Source organism: Allomuricauda sp. CP2A (assembly GCF_001683915.1).
GTDB lineage: Bacteria > Bacteroidota > Bacteroidia > Flavobacteriales > Flavobacteriaceae > Flagellimonas.
This window is the reverse complement of sequence record NZ_LXTT01000027.1, coordinates 1-15879: the sequence shown is the minus strand read 5'-3', so window position 1 is coordinate 15879 and position 15879 is coordinate 1. Positions and strand designations below refer to the sequence as shown.

Sequence of the window (15879 nt, the reverse complement as noted above, 5' to 3'; positions counted from 1 at the left end):
CCTTCCATCAAAAGAAGGGATCGACAATGAAAAAAGGGATTGTGACATCTGGGATTTTGTCTTTTGTACTCTTGATTTTGGGTGCGTCGTGCACAGAAGGTACAAAGCGGGGGGAAAACCTCTTCCAGCCAGTGGCGGCCAAAGTCTCTGGGATCCATTTTTCCAATGATCTTCCTTTGGATGATGATTTGAATATCCTTAACTATATCTACTATTTCAATGGCGGTGGTGTGGCTGTGGGTGATATAAATAACGACGGATGGGATGATCTTTTTTTTACCGGAAACCAAGTTTCCAATCAACTGTACCTCAATCAAGGCGGGTTAAAGTTTAAGGATGTTACCAAGGAATCCGGTCTGGCATCAGAAGGATGGTCTTCTGGTGTGAGCATGGTGGATATTAATACAGATGGTTGGTTGGACATATATGTGTGCAGATCCGGGCATTTAGATCCTGACCAACGTAAGAACCTGCTATATATTAACCAAAAGGATGGAACCTTTGTTGAAATGGCCCAAGAATATGGTTTGGCAGACCCCGCTTATTCCACACAAGCAGCCTTTTTCGATTATGATCTGGACGGTGATCTGGATATGTATTTACTCAACCATATGCACCAAATGACAGGAATGAACAATCCTGTACCAAGAAAACTGAACGGTGAATCTGAAAGTACCGACAAACTATACAGAAACGATGGTGTGGGGTCATTAGGGCATCCAACGTTTACAGAGTTTTCCCAAGAAGCAGGTATTACTATTGAGGGATTTGGCCTTGGTGTTGGGATAAGCGATCTAAATCAAGATGGGTACCCCGATATCTATGTGTCCAACGATTTTATTTCCAATGATATTCTCTACATCAATCAAGGTGATGGAACATTTATAGATCGGACCAAGGCATATCTCAGCCATCAGAGCCATAATGGCATGGGCAACGATATTGCGGATATCAACAACGATGGCCTTACCGATATTTTAGTATTGGACATGTTGCCGTCGGATAATCGCCGCAGAAAGCTAATGCTGAACAAACCCAATTATAATTTATTTGAATTCAGTAAAAGTTTGGGATATCAACCCCAATACATGAGAAACACCTTCCAGTTGAACAATGGCGAGCATGCCCCGTTCAGTGAGGTGGGCCAACTTATGGGAATAAGTAGCACCGACTGGAGTTGGGGAGGGCTAATGGCGGATTATGATGGGGACGGTCTTAAGGATATGTTCATTACCACGGGCTATCTGAAAGATATGACCGATCTGGATTTTATTGTTTATCGAAGGAAACAGTTCAAATTTAGGACCCGAGAGGAAGCGGACAGTATATATTTGGCCAGTATAAACAAATTACCAGAGGTTCCACTCCAAAACTACTTTTATAAGAACAACGGAGGCCTGAATTTTGAAGATACATCATTAAAATGGGCACCAGGGTCGCTAGGATTTTCAAATGGTGCGGTGTACGCAGACCTGGACAATGATGGAGATTTGGACATTGTTACCAATAACATTAATGAAAAAGCAAGTGTACTGGAAAACACATCGTCCCATAAAGGAAATGAAAGACGTAATGGGTTAAAATTAAATTTTGAAGGTCCACAAGCCAACCCAAATGGGATAGGGGCGAAAGTATGGGTTTATGCAGATGGTAGTGTTCAATTTTTGGAAAACTACACCACACGCGGGTTTCAATCCAGTGTGGCGCCTTCACTGTATTTTGCTTTTCAAAAGCATAAGAAAAAGGACAGTCTTGTGGTAGTTTGGCCAGATGGAAAGAGAAAATCTTATGGCAATTCAGTCATGGATTCCATCGCAACACTTCGATATACCGATGCTTCCGAAACAGTCTTGCCGAAAAGGGATTTAGAAGAGGGACGAATGTTTGCAAAGGTGGATGGGTTGCTCCAGTTTGAACACCAAGAAATTCCATTTTCAGATTTTGATATAGAACCACTTATTCCACAGAAATTCTCTACTAGTGGACCCTCACTTGCAGTTGCCGATGCCAATGGGGATGGTCTGGATGATATTTTTATAGGGGGTTCACATGGCTTTCCCGGTCAACTGCATATACAAATCATGGACGGGAAATTTATCGCCAATACTTTGGGGATGGATGCTGAACACGAAGATGTTGGCAGTTTATGGTTTGATGCGGACAATGATGGTGATAATGATCTCTACGTGGTTAGTGGGGGGTCTGAGTTTTCATTGATGAAACCGGGATATTATCAGGATAGATTGTACTTAAATGATGGTCAAGGAAATTTATCCTTGTCCGTTGACGCTTTACCCAATATGAGTACAAGCGGGAGCTGTGCAGTTGCTTCGGACTATGATCAGGATGGAGACCTTGATCTTTTTGTTGGTGGAATGGTGGTTCCTGGAAGTTATGGGGTGTCGCCCAAAAGCTATGTATTGGAAAATAATGAAGGCAAATTCTCTGATGTAACTGCGGACAGATTGGGTGAACAAGAGTTGGGCATGGTGTCCTCGGCACTTTGGACGGATGTGGACAATGATGGTCGGACCGATCTTATGGTTGTTGGAAAGTGGATGCCAATAACTATTTATCTAAATCAAAAAGAAAGCTTCGAAAAGATAGAATTACCCATTTCAACAGGTTGGTGGAATAGCATCAATGGCGGGGATTTTGATAATGATGGAGATACGGATTACATCATTGGAAATCAAGGGTTGAACAGTGTCTATAGTGCAACAGAAGAATATCCTATGGAGCTATATGTAGGTGATTTTGATAGGGATGGGAAGATAGACCCACTTATTTCTCAATATAGTTTGAGTCCTGAAGGAGGCTTTAAAAGTTATCCTTTGGCATCCAGGGATTTATTGGCGGAACAAATGGTTTCCATTAAAAGTAGATATAAAAACTACCGTTCCTATGCCGATCTAGAGATCAAGGACCTTCTTTTGAACAGTATGGAGGAAAACCCTATTAAGAAAGAAGTAAGACAGCTAAAAAGCATATATGTTGAGAACCTTGGAGAAGGTAAATTCAAATTAAAGGAATTACCAAAGGAAGCTCAATGGGCCTCGGTTATGGGTACCGATATTACTGATTTAGATCAAGATGGCAATCTCGATGCGGTCCTCATTGGAAATTTCTACGATTACGAAGTGGGTTATGGGCAGAACGATGCTTTTCTAGGGCTTGTTTTAAAAGGGGATGGAAAAGGGAACTTTGTGCCTATGGACCATAAGGCCACTGGTTTTTTAATACATGGGAATGCCCGGGCCTTGGTCAGGGTCGTGGGGCAAGATGGGGAACTTTTGGTTTCTTCATGCAACATGGATAGCCTTCAAGTCCATAGAATTCAGAAAGAGCTTGACAATATAACAGCAGTTCCGGCGAATGTGCAATCTGGGACAATTACTTTGGAAAAGGGAATAAAAAGAAAAATAGAATTCTATAACGGTGCGGGTTATTTATCGCAATCCACCAAAAAGATTGTTTTGCCGAAGAATGCCGAAATAGCGTTTAAAACCAATCAAGATTAAAGCTTCATGCAGGATAAAAATACGTACTACCTCGGTATAGATATAGGTGGCAGCCATTTTGCCATGGGTGTTGTCGATACCGATAAGATGTCTTTGTTAACAGGAACAGTAGAGCGTTTTCCTGTGGATAGTGGATTATCGGCCCTGCCTGTATTGAACCAATTGATCCGGGCTATAAAGCAGACCATTACAAATTTTCAAAAACCGATCAAGGGCATTGGAATATCCGTACCCGGTCCATTCGATTATGGACAAGGTGTTTCATACATCTTTGGGCTAAATAAATTTGATTCCCTATATGGGGTCAATATTAAACTGTTCTTGTGGTCCCATCTACAAGACACCTTGGAATCTATTGAACAGATAGCCTTCCTTAATGATGCCGATAGCTTTGTACTTGGTGAGACCTATTCCAATAATTTGCATAGCGGTAAAGTCCTAGGGGTAACGCTGGGCACGGGAATTGGGTCAGGATTTGTGGTCGATGGAAAAGTGGTTACAAATAGCGACCATATACCCGAGGATGGCAATATTTACAACCTTCCCTTTAAGGGGAAAAGAGTTGAGGACTGGATTTCTACCCAATGGTTTTTGGATACTTTTTTCAAAACTTTTGGAGAGTCCGTGGACAATGTGAAACAAATAGCAGACCATGCGGTAACCTCTGAAAAAGCAAGAGACATTTTTGAACAATATGGACAACATTTGGGAGAAGTGATGTGTTCACTTTCTGGCTCGTTCAAACCGGATGCCCTTGTTATTGGCGGCAGTATCTCAAAAAGTTATCACTTGTTCAACAACGCATTCGAAACGTGTTTTGCGACCCCCCAAAATATTCGAATTACAAAAGGCACGGCCAACGCGGCCATAGTAGGTGCCGTCATTCATTTAACCATTAAACAGAATAAATTGAACACAAAAAGAAAAACGGAGCAGTATGTGATGCCAATGCGAGCAGATGAGTCTAGAAAAGATGAAGGCTATACGGTGTACCCCTCTTTTGAAATTGCAACAGGGACCGTTTCCATGGGTGTGGAAAGCCTTATTGACGAACTTCCCAAAGAGGGGTGTGTTCTCATAGATGGTTATATGGGCGCATACTGGGAAGAGTTCATGGCCCAGATTTCCGCAGCACTTCAAACAAGAAAGGTGGAACATATGAGCTATGATATGGCCTCGGCATATAAGGAAGCTGATGTCATAAATAATATGGTTGAACCGTTTTTGGGTGGGGACGACCCAGTTTTTGGTAAAATCTATCCAGGTAACCTTAAAGATTTCTTTGATAACCAGAAGCTAAACTCAATCCAGCCGATGGAGGGAATACTAAATATTTTTTATGGACCAGGGGCGGCCTTAAGTGGGCAGAAAGGGACCATTATCTATATAGATGTACCCAAGAACGAAATACAGTTCCGTTCCAGAGCTGGACAAGTTGCCAATTTGGGCAATGTCATGGTTGAGGATAACAAACAACAGTACAAGCGGATGTACTTTATTGATTGGCAGGTACTCAATAAACACAAGCAACAACTTTTAAAGGATATTGATTTTGTTGTTGATGGACAGTTTGGGAGTGACATTACTTGGTGTGACGGCAATACCTTGAGGAAGGGACTACAAGAAATGGCATCACATGCCTTTAGACCAAGACCTTGGTTTTCCCCTGGAATTTGGGGAGGCGATTGGATGAAGGAGAGATTTGGTGAGTTGGCCCAAGACGTACCTAATTATGCCTGGTCCTTTGAGTTGATCGCCCCGGAAAATGGAATTGTAATCTCTAAAAATGGAGTGAGGCTGGAAATATCCTTTGATTTTTTGATGTTCCAGGACAATCAGGCTATTTTGGGTGAAGCTGCAAGTATTTTTGGTACCGAATTCCCTATTCGATTTGATTACTTGGATACGGTTAATGGACAAAATCTATCCCTACAATGTCATCCCACGGTTGCGTATATGCGAGAAAATTTTGGACATAATTTCACTCAGGATGAAACCTATTACATATTGGATGCGGAACCTGGAGCGAAAGTCTATTTAGGGTTCAACGAAGGCGTTCAAAAAGAAGAATTCCGCAATGCCTTGGAACAGAGTCATAGTGAAGCAAAACCTATGCCGGTTGAGGATTATGTCCAAACCTTTGAGGCAAAAAAACACGACCTCTTCCTTATACCAAACGGAACGGTACATTGTTCCGGAATTGGTAACTTGGTTTTGGAAATCAGTAGTACACCTTACATCTTTACATTTAAGATGTATGATTGGATGCGAATGGATTTGGATGGAAAACCAAGGCCGTTGAACATAAAGCGTGGTGTAGAAAACCTCAATATGGAATGTCAGGGAGATAAGGTGCAAGCGGAGTATATCTCCAAACCAGAGGTGTTGCAGTCTGGTGATGACTGGAAAATGATTAAGCTGCCTACACACTCTAAGCATTTTTACGAAATCCATAGATATGAACTAGATAGTGAAATGACCGTATCGACCAATGTGCAGTGTCATATCCTTAATTTAGTGGAGGGTACCAAAATCAATGTTATGGCCAATGGAAGAAGTATGGATGTGCACTATGCGGAGACATTTGTGGTTCCAGCTGCCGCGGGTAGTTATACCATCAAAAATTTGGGTACAGGAACTGCCAAAGTGGTCCAATCCAATGTTAAACTGGAGATCAGTAAAAACGGGCCTATAATCAACAGTAGAGTATGGAAGCACAAAAAAACAATTACCTTTTAAAGATTACGGCCATTGGGGCCCTGGGCGGATTTTTGTTCGGATATGACACTGCTGTGATCTCCGGAGCTATCGGTTTTATGGAAACGAAGTTCTCCCTGACCCCTTCACTAAAAGGGTGGGCAGTGTCCAGTGCCATTGTGGGCTGTGTTATTGGAGCCTTGACAGCTGGGTATACAGCCGATAGGATTGGCCGTAAAAAGGCCTTGATCATCACAGCGTTGCTATTTGCCCTGTCTGCCGTTGGTTGTTTGTTGGCACCAAGTTTCACACTTTTGGTGATTACAAGGATCATTGGAGGTGTAGGAGTTGGTGCGGCTTCCATGCTTTCACCTTTGTATATTTCGGAGATTTCACCGGCGGAAAAAAGAGGTTCTTTGGTCTCTCTGTACCAGTTGGGAATCGTTTTGGGAATTATCATAGTGTATTTCTGCAATTATTTAGTGGCGCAATCAGGCGATGAAACTTGGAATATTGAATATGGATGGCGTTATATGCTGGGGTCAGAGGCTATACCAGCCATATTGTTTTTGGTGGCCTTGTTTTTCGTGCCCGAAAGCCCAAGGTGGCTCTCCAAAAATGGAAACAATGCAGTTGCCCTTCAAATCTTGGAAAGATTGAATCCGAAGGAAGAAGCACTAAAAGTCCATCAAGAAATAAAGACGGCCCTCCAACAGGAAAAGGGCAAATTGTCGGAATTGTTCGAAAAGGGATTCAGGACCGCGATCATTATTGGGATTGTCCTTGCACTTTTTTCACAGATTACCGGTATAAATGCCATTATGTATTACGCTCCGGAAATATTGAAATCTGCTGGTTTTGGGGTGGACTCTGCCCTTATGCAAACGGTTCTTATTGGCGTGATAAACTCCGTATTCACCTTTGTAGCCATTAAATATATAGATAAAGCAGGGAGAAGAAAACTATTGTTATGGGGAATAATGGGTATGATAATATGTTTGTTGGTCATTGGGGGCTTATATCGATTTGATGCTCTTCAAGGACCATGGCTGCTCATTTTCATATTGGGTTTTGTAGCTTGTTTTGCATCTTCCTTAGGGCCTATCCCATGGGTGTTGATTTCGGAAATTTTTCCAACAAAAGTGCGCGGGGTGGCCATGTCCATATGTGTAATGGTACTATGGATAGGGGTTATGCTAATATCACAATTCACCCCCGTTTTATTGAGTGACCTAGGACCTTCCTATACATTTTGGTTGTTTATGGTCAATGCCATTTTCCTATGGGGATTCACATATAAAATGATTCCTGAGACCAAGGGCAAGACTTTGGAAGAAATTGAAATGGGTTGGAAAAAATAAAGTTATTATGATAAGAACATGCTCAAAGCTATTGTGGTCAATTCTCTTACTTATACCCATGTTGATGTGGGGGCAAATAGAATTACCGCCAGTTTTTTCATCCAATATGGTATTGCCCCGTAATGTAAATATTCCCATTACGGGAACAGCCAAACCAAAAGCCGGGTTGACCGTCTCCATCGGTGGACAAATCCATAGGGTCAAATCCAATAAAAGTGGAGCCTGGAAGGTGACACTAGATCCAATGCCCCATGGAGGACCTTTTATTCTGGAGATCGAAGAAGGAAATGGGGAAAAACTGGTCTTGGATAACCTGTTGGTTGGTGATCTTTGGCTTTGTGCAGGGCAATCCAATATGCAGTATACGCCCAATATGCTAAATTACACCGAAACCGCGGATGATGATTATGATGTCCCCAATCTTAGGCTATGCTCTGTGTGGGTAGACCGGGATTATCTCCCTAGGGAAAAAGTGTCCAATGCAATTTGGCAGGAAGTGACCAAGGAAACGGCTAAAAACTTCAGTGCCGTCGGATATTTTTTCGGAAAAGAATTGGTCAAGGAGAAAGACATTCCCATTGGACTGGTTAGCAGTAATCTTGGGGCCACGGCCATTGAGACATGGATGGGGATGGATGTTCTTAAAACCTTTCCTCAGTTTGATGAGGTCACTGGAAAAGTATCCAAAATCAATAAAAGTTTTGAAACCTTGGATTTGGAGTTTAAGAAGTTCAGAAAAAAATGGGATGACAAATATTACTTGAAAGGACCCGGGATAGAAGAAAAGTGGTACGAGCAAGGGTATGACTATTCGGATTGGGAAGAATGTACCTTGCCCGCTTTTTGGTCTGATTTTGGATATGGGTCACACGATGGGAGCATTTGGTTCAAGCGTACTTTTGATTTGGATACTGACCAATTAAAGAATGATTTCAATATTGTTCTCAACCAAATTGATGATTATGATAGGGTATGGGTCAATGGGGTACAGATAGGGGAGTCTTTTGGGAAAAGCAATTTCAGGAATTATTCCGCATCCAAAGACATTCTTCGGGAAAAGGGAAATATACTCACCGTACGTGTTTTTGATGTTGGCGGGAAGGGAGGAATCTACACCAATGCCTTTTGGGGCAATTCCATCCTCAACGGAACTTGGAAGTACAAAAAAGGAGTGAGTATAGACAGTAATCGGTTTCCGCAACCTGAAGTGTCCAATGGCAGTCCATTCTCGCACCCTATGCTCTTGTACAATGCCAGTATAGCTCCCTTACATAAATTGCCCATAGCAGGGGTAATTTGGTATCAAGGAGAATCCAATGCGTCCAGAGCAGTGGAATATGGTTCTTTGCTGCCAGCTATGATCCAAGATTGGCGAGAAAAATGGAACCATCCCAAAATATCTTTTTTGGTAGTTCAATTGGCCAATTACCGACAAGAGGATAAAACACCTACAAATAGTAACTGGGCAGAACTCCGCGAGTCCCAAATGAAAGCTACTGCTTTGGAAAATGTTGACATTGTTACTGCCATAGATATTGGTGAGGCCAATGACATCCACCCTTATAATAAAAAAGAAGTAGGAAGAAGATTGGCATTGTTGGCCAAACATTACAATTATGGGGACATACTTAAAAGAGGCCCTGTTTACAAATCCCATAGTCTAACCGATACATCCATTTTGGTCGAGTTTGAGACCCATGGAGGTAAATTGGTTAGTAAGGACAAGTATGGCTATTTAAGGGGCTTTGCCATAGCTGGGAAGAATGGCGAGTTCAAATGGGCCAAAGCAGAGTTGGTAACTACGAACACGGTAAAGGTGTACCATGAAAATATCAAAAATCCAAAGTATGTAAGGTACGCTTGGTCTGATAATCCCGGACAATTGGACTTGACAAATGCCGAAGGACTGCCCGCGTTTCCTTTCCGAACCGATAGTTTTGAGTTGGGCACTTCCAAGAAAACATATCAATACGATCCCCATGCATTTTAAATATAAAATAGGAAGCTTTCTAATTGTATTATTGTTGTCCACTAATCGGATTTCGGCGCAAGAAAAGTCGGTGCAGGATATCGGTTCATATGACTTTCAGGCAGCGCCGGCCCCCGAATGGACAGCGTTAATGGAGCGTACCTCGGGTTGGTTTGGGGCAGATGGCATATTTACCATTCCTTTAGATGGTGTGGAAAATCAAGGAGACGGAGAAAAAGAGACCCTCTTTATTTTTAGTGACACCTATGTTGGAGAGGTTGTAAACAATGTGCCAAAACCCGGTAATGTTATGGTGAACAATACCACCGCATGGATGAAGGGGCTGGAACCAAAGAAATCGGCCATTGATTTTGAGTACAATTTGGATGGTGATGGGAAGCCAACATCCTATTTTGTTCCAAATAATAGAAATGCCAAAGCCAATGAGTATTTCTGGTTGGGGGATGGGGTTATAAACCATCATAAGGACAATGCGCTCTACCTATTTGCCTATCATGTACATAAAACTGGTCCCAATGTTTTTGATTTTGAACAGACCAACATAACATTGTTAAAAGTTGATAACCCTACTAAAGAGGGAATCTCCAAGTCAACTCAAATCGCAACCGATTTAGGGTTTGTACACCCAACAGAAGGGCGGGTATATTTCGGTAGCGGACTTTTCGTGAACACTAAACAAGCCAATGCCCCAAACCCAGATGGATATGTTTACATCTATGGTATCATGGAACGGCAAAAGTCCTTGATAGCCGCAAGGGTCAGACCAGAAAATATTGAGAATATAAATGAATGGCGATTCTGGAACGGTAAAACATGGGGGGTGCAAAAGGAAGAGGTCGTGGAAATAACAAATGCAGTTTCCAACGAACTCAGCGTAACTCCAACAGAAGACGGCAATTTTTTACTCACGTTTACGGTTTTGGGCCTTTCCGATAAGGTAGGTATACGTGTGGGGACAAGTCCTGTGGGGCCCTTTGGTGAAATCCATGAGGTGTATACTTGCCCGGAATACAAGGAAAAAGGACTTTTCCCGTACAACGCAAAAGCGCATTATCATTTATCAAAACCCGGGGAACTGTTGGTCAGTTACAATACAATTACGCTAAACTTCTGGGAAGATATTCAAAAAGACGCGAGTATATATCACCCTAGATTTATAAAAGTAAAATATAAGTAAACGAGTACTGGACTTAAAAAAAACATATGAAAAACTGGATAAATGGAATGACAATTAGGGTAAGTATTTTGTCAATTGTTATGACGAGTGTAGGCTGCAAAGACAAAACAAAAGAAAAACCGATAGCGGATAATAATGAAGAACCAGAGACTATTGTTGCTGTAACATCCCCTAAATGGAGCCAACTCTTTATTAAAAATGAAGGATGGTTTGGGGGAGATGGCATTTTTGGAATTCCTATGGATGGCAAAGAATTTGTTGCCGCAACAGATAGCACGGTCACACTTTTTACTTTTGGGGACACCATGATCGGGCATCATGATGGGCAAAGCTTACAGCCGGAAGATTTTTTAATGATCAATAACTCCGTGGGAATCCTGAAAGGCAAAGAACCAAATGCAGATAATATTACGTTCCATTGGAAAGAAAGCGAGGGTCAACAGGCCAAAGCACTTTTTAAGCCCAAAACACCAAACTCCAGACCACATGATTATTATTGGTTGGGAGATGGGTTTGTAAACACAGAGGGAGACGAAAACCTATATGTTTTTGCTTACCCGGTTCGGGAAAAGGATACCACGGGTATAGGAGGTTTTAATTTTGAACAAGTTGGCGTAAATTTATTACAAATACCCAAGAACAGTACGCCTCCGTATTTAGATCATACCCAATTGGAAACTCCATTTTTTGATTCAGCAACCCAAACTTCATTTGGCAGTGCCATTTATGTGAACACGGAATCAGCGGGAGCTCCGGACCCCGATGGCCATATCTATACATATGCGGTGTCCAACCAAGAAGGTACCAAGGGCCTGTTGGTCGCAAGGGTATTGCCCGAGTATTTGACAAAGTTTGATCACTGGAAATTTTGGAACGGTCAAGATTGGGTGGAAGAAATGGAAGAAGCAATTATGATAGCCAAGGATGTTTCCAATGAAATGAGCGTATCCCCTTTATCTGATGGTAGAATTGTATTGACTTACCAACGGTTTACAATGGGACCAGAAGTAGCCGTACAAATTGGAGAGTCTCTCGTTGGGCCATTCGGGGAACCCGAAATAGTTTATAGGACAACGGAAAATGAAACTAATGAGACCTATTTTACTTATAATGCCAAAGCTTATCCCCACCTATCTAAACCGGGAACGCTTTTAGCTAGCTACAATGTGAATTCATTTGATTTTTGGGCCGACATTTTAAAAGACCCTAATTTATACCGACCAAGGTTCCTGGAAATCCCATTAGAACGGTGAGTTATCGTTTAATATCTATACTGTAAGTAAATTGATCGGCCCTGTAATAACCTATGTTGTATTCTATAGGTCTATTTCCAGGGTCGTAAACTACCCGCTTTCTTTGAAGAATGGGCGAATTTACCGGAACCCCCAATTTCACCGCAATGAATTTATTGGCCAGAATAGCACTGATCTGCTCTCTGGATAAAACAGGAATGGTATGGTATTCGTGTTCCAAAATGTCGTAGAGGTGACGCTCAAAATCCTCATCTCCCGTAATGCCTACCCTAGGGTGAAAATAACTGATGAAATAAACAAAAGGGCCGTTGTCCAAGCCGCGTAGTCTTTCCAGTTTAAAGAGTTCTTGCTCCTCTTTCACTTCCAATTGTTCCGAAATTTCAGCATCTGCCTTAATTTTTGAAACCTTGATTTCATAATTTCTAAAATTAATGCCTTGGGCATGCATTTCTTGACTAAAACTGACCCAATTGGAAAGTTTGGTCTCGACCAGTTTTTTTGCCACCTTGGTGCCAACGCCTTTTTTTCTTGTCAACAACTTTTCTTGAACCAACCTATTGGTGGCCTGTCTAATGGTATTCCTGGAAATTCCAAGTCGTTTGGACAGGTCAACTTCCTTAGGTAGAAATTTGCCATTTTGATATTCTGGGTCGTTTATCATATCACGAAGGATTTCCTCAACTTGAAGATGTAAGGGGACAGGACTATCATGATCAACATTAAGGGACTTGAGACAAAGTATGTTTTTTTGTTCAGACATTAAACAAACTTATAAAATTTGTGTCAAACATTTAAAAATTTTGATAAGATAGCCCCAATTGGAAAGGATGAAAACTACTCTTTTCATAAGGTTGATAGGAATTCATGTTTAGAAAAACTTCGGTCTGTTTAAAACCGTAAAATCCGAACGTAATCAATAAAGCGTTCAAGGCAATTCCAAGAAACGCAAAGGCATCAGAAACTTCAAAAATTCCATACTGACTTGCCCCAAATATTAGAAAACTTACAATAAGTACTAAAAAGAAATATAAGTAAACCATATACTGAATCCACTTTAGGTTGATTTTTTCATCATATGAAAAAACTTCAAAAATTCGTTTCCTGTGTTGTTTTAAAAGCTAAAGATCCCAAATCCCATATGTTATTCCCGATATGGCCAACGGAATAGCGTAATAGTCCCTAAAAAAGTAGAGATTCGTATCAATTTCCAGATAACCTGTATTTGTCATTATACTCGCCTCTGTAAACAGTCCGATGGAAAAAACTATTAATACATACAAAACAAAAACACTTAAATGAAGACAAATAGTTATTTTGCTCAATTTCCGTCCGGTTAACGATGTGATATACAAAAATAAAAGAGGGGCGGACAGCAATGGAAGAGCAAAACCAACTACCGCCAGCAAGCCTGTCAATTGAAATTGATAAATCGTTATTTCGTAAAAAATAATCTGAAGTAACACTATTGAAATCCATGACAAAAAAAATAATCCTCCCTTTCCTTTTTCTGTTTAAAAAGAAGAACGAACAGCATTAAGATACCTACACCCAATCCTACATTTAAAAATTGCTCCATAATGTTACCTTAGTTAAGATGTTGTTGTCTGAAGTATAATGATTGAACAATAGATTGACCTTGTATGTGTAAAAAAAATTACCGGTTTATGATGTTAGAATATTGATAATCTGCTCCAGATAGGATTTTTGTGGGGTTGAACCAAAACAACTTATAGCAAAAATTAAAATCTCCCCAGAATTTAACACGTCAAAGTTTTAAGGGTTTTGGTTTATTTCTATTGAATAATAGTATGTAACGCTTTCGCCCGGGCCTAATTTAACTAGATGACTTTTTTTTTCGATATCCTTTGGGGAATCCTCAAAATCATGGTGGGAGACCATGGGTTCTATGCACACAAATGGATATCCCGGTGGGCTCCAAATATTGACATTGGGAAAATTGCCCAGAAGCAAACTTACGTATGGCTTTTTGCCCAATCTTGCCAGACCAATTTTAGTGATAGCTGAATCTTTGATGAAAATTCCAGTATTAGGTATCCTGTCATCATTGAGCCTTAGGGTTTTCTCATCTTGTAAAAAGGGAACTGCAGAATCGGTCAGAAGACTATTTTTAATTAGTCCTCTTCGGAAAGAGGATGATTTGAAAAAAAATAACTCATGCGTTTTTCTATCATTTGGTTGACCAAGTGACAGATTAAACCCAGGATGCCCCCCAAGTGCAAAATACATATTATGGGTGTCGTTATTTGTAACAATGTATTCGTTCAAGATGGTATTATCGGTCAATTTATATCGAACCGAGATTTTGAACAAAAAGGGATAGTTTTTGTGCAATATTTCTTTGTTGGGAACAAAACTTAATGTGATCTCATCATTTGATTTATGTTTTACTGTCATAAAGCTCTCTTTTATAATTCCCATTTTCGGCATATCGTATTTGACGTTCCGAAAATAAAATTCGTTGTCCCTGAATCTGACATTTACTGGAAACATTATTGGAGCCCTGTCCGCCCAATATTCACCATTGCCCTGCCATAGATATTCAAACTTGCTGATTTTACCCCGTATACTTTGTAACTCAGCCCCTTTTTCACTTATTAATACCCTTATGGATTCATTTTCGATGCAAAGCACCTCAGCGTCTTGGCTACGAACTATACATAAAAATGTCAAAAAAATAAAAAAAAACAACGCTTTGCGGTAGGTCGGATTGTAATCCTCTTTAATGGTCTTATCGGGATTTGTTCGTTTCATTGTGCGAATGTTTTGGTACATAATCTGAATTTTACAATAATGGATGGGATTGGAAAAAAAAGTGAAAAAGCGCAGACAAGCTGCGCTCTTTAAAAAAACTAACTCAAAATCAACCTATCATATTACTTTTCACCAAGTAGGTATCCTGACATGAGGGGAAATACCTCACTGATGAGTTGTTCACTGACCTTGTCACTATGTTTGCCAGTGTACCAGCAGGTGCTATGTGGTATTTTTTCTTCTTTTAACAACCTGGAGAAATAAACTGAACCTTCGAATAATCCGGGCATTTCGTCCTGATACCCGCAGCTCAAAACAAATTTTTTGTACTGCGTTAGATTATTTTTGTATTTCTTTACTTTTTCTTCCAAATTTCCAAAACCAGCTACCCATTTCTCTAGGACTTCCTCTGTCTTGGCAAAGGTACCATCAGCATTCATTGTAAACGGGAATGCAATTTTTAAAGGCTTTGAAGAATCAGGAGAGAATGCAGATCCAAAGGCAAGTATACCTACCATGCCCTTCACATTTCTGTCGTAGGATTTTAATTCTTGCTGCAAGGATGTGGCAAAGTCCTCATCACTTACTTTTTCCATTTTATCGGATAAGGCTTGAACCTGTGCCAAAACTGAATCGTTGCTAAACATACCATCCAATAAATCGTCATTTGCAAAAACAGCAGAACTCATGGCATATGCTACTGAAAACACCTCGGGATGCCTTAAGCTGATATTGATTGTTCCACCTCCGCCCATTGAATGTCCACTTATTCCACGAGATTCTCTTTTTGGCAAAGTTCTGTAATGCCTGTCAACATAATTAATGACATCTCTTACGACAAAATCCTCCCAATTTCCCAAGACCGGGGAATTGGCGTACATCGATCCTTCAAACAAGTTATGACCGCTCAATTCTACTAAGATGAATTCATGATTCTCATTATATTTCATATACCTATTAAAAGCTTCCGTTTTCGGGTATTCGCCAATTTCAACAGTATATCCGTTCAAGAAATAAACGACCGGGTACATTTGATCAGAGCTGGAATACGAAGGTGGTAAATAGACCCCTATTTTTTGTACTTCACTTGTACCTATTAAATTATCTC

At 40.7% G+C, this 15879-nt stretch carries 9 protein-coding genes; 6 read left to right on the top strand and 3 right to left on the bottom strand.

Features of this window, described 5'->3' with window-relative positions; genetic code table 11:
* Positions 1–26: 26 nt before the first annotated feature.
* The 6 genes from A7D14_RS03940 to A7D14_RS03915 all read left to right on the top strand — a co-directional run bounded on the left by A7D14_RS03940 (position 27) and on the right by A7D14_RS03915 (position 11999).
* Positions 27–3521: a VCBS repeat-containing protein gene (locus A7D14_RS03940; protein WP_067030291.1), complete on the top strand. Its 3495-nt coding sequence runs from the start codon at positions 27–29 to the stop codon at positions 3519–3521.
* A 6-nt stretch (positions 3522–3527) separates the two neighbouring features.
* Positions 3528–6260: an ROK family protein gene (locus A7D14_RS03935; protein WP_067030289.1), complete on the top strand. Its 2733-nt coding sequence runs from the start codon at positions 3528–3530 to the stop codon at positions 6258–6260.
* Entirely contained in the window at positions 6230–7579 is a 1350-nt protein-coding gene (locus tag A7D14_RS03930; protein ID WP_067030286.1) for a sugar porter family MFS transporter, read from the top strand. The genes A7D14_RS03935 and A7D14_RS03930 overlap by 31 nt, the downstream gene beginning before the upstream one ends.
* A gap of 64 nt (positions 7580–7643) precedes the next feature.
* Positions 7644–9569: a sialate O-acetylesterase gene (locus A7D14_RS03925; RefSeq protein ID WP_176712358.1), complete on the top strand. Its 1926-nt coding sequence runs from the start codon at positions 7644–7646 to the stop codon at positions 9567–9569.
* Positions 9559–10746 carry a DUF4185 domain-containing protein gene (locus tag A7D14_RS03920; RefSeq protein ID WP_067030280.1) on the top strand — a complete coding sequence of 396 codons (1188 nt, stop codon included), beginning with the start codon at positions 9559–9561 and terminating at the stop codon, positions 10744–10746. Before A7D14_RS03925 ends, A7D14_RS03920 begins: the two co-directional genes overlap by 11 nt.
* 26 nt (positions 10747–10772) lie before the next feature.
* A complete protein-coding gene (locus tag A7D14_RS03915) occupies positions 10773–11999 on the top strand; it encodes a DUF4185 domain-containing protein (RefSeq protein ID WP_067030277.1) in 1227 nt (408 codons plus the stop codon).
* A 1-nt stretch (position 12000) separates the two neighbouring features.
* Here the strand turns inward: A7D14_RS03915 and A7D14_RS03910 are convergent, their stop codons facing one another.
* The 3 genes from A7D14_RS03910 to A7D14_RS03890 form a co-directional block, all read right to left on the bottom strand.
* On the bottom strand, positions 12001–12759 hold the full coding sequence (locus A7D14_RS03910; protein ID WP_067030274.1) for a GntR family transcriptional regulator: 759 nt from the start codon (positions 12757–12759) through the stop codon (positions 12001–12003).
* Between the two features lie 1013 nt (positions 12760–13772).
* Positions 13773–14771 carry a hypothetical protein gene (locus tag A7D14_RS03895; protein ID WP_176712357.1) on the bottom strand — a complete coding sequence of 333 codons (999 nt, stop codon included), beginning with the start codon at positions 14769–14771 and terminating at the stop codon, positions 13773–13775.
* Between the two features lie 122 nt (positions 14772–14893).
* A partial coding sequence (locus A7D14_RS03890) for an alpha/beta hydrolase (RefSeq protein WP_067030262.1) occupies positions 14894–15879 on the bottom strand: 986 nt, incomplete at its 5' end.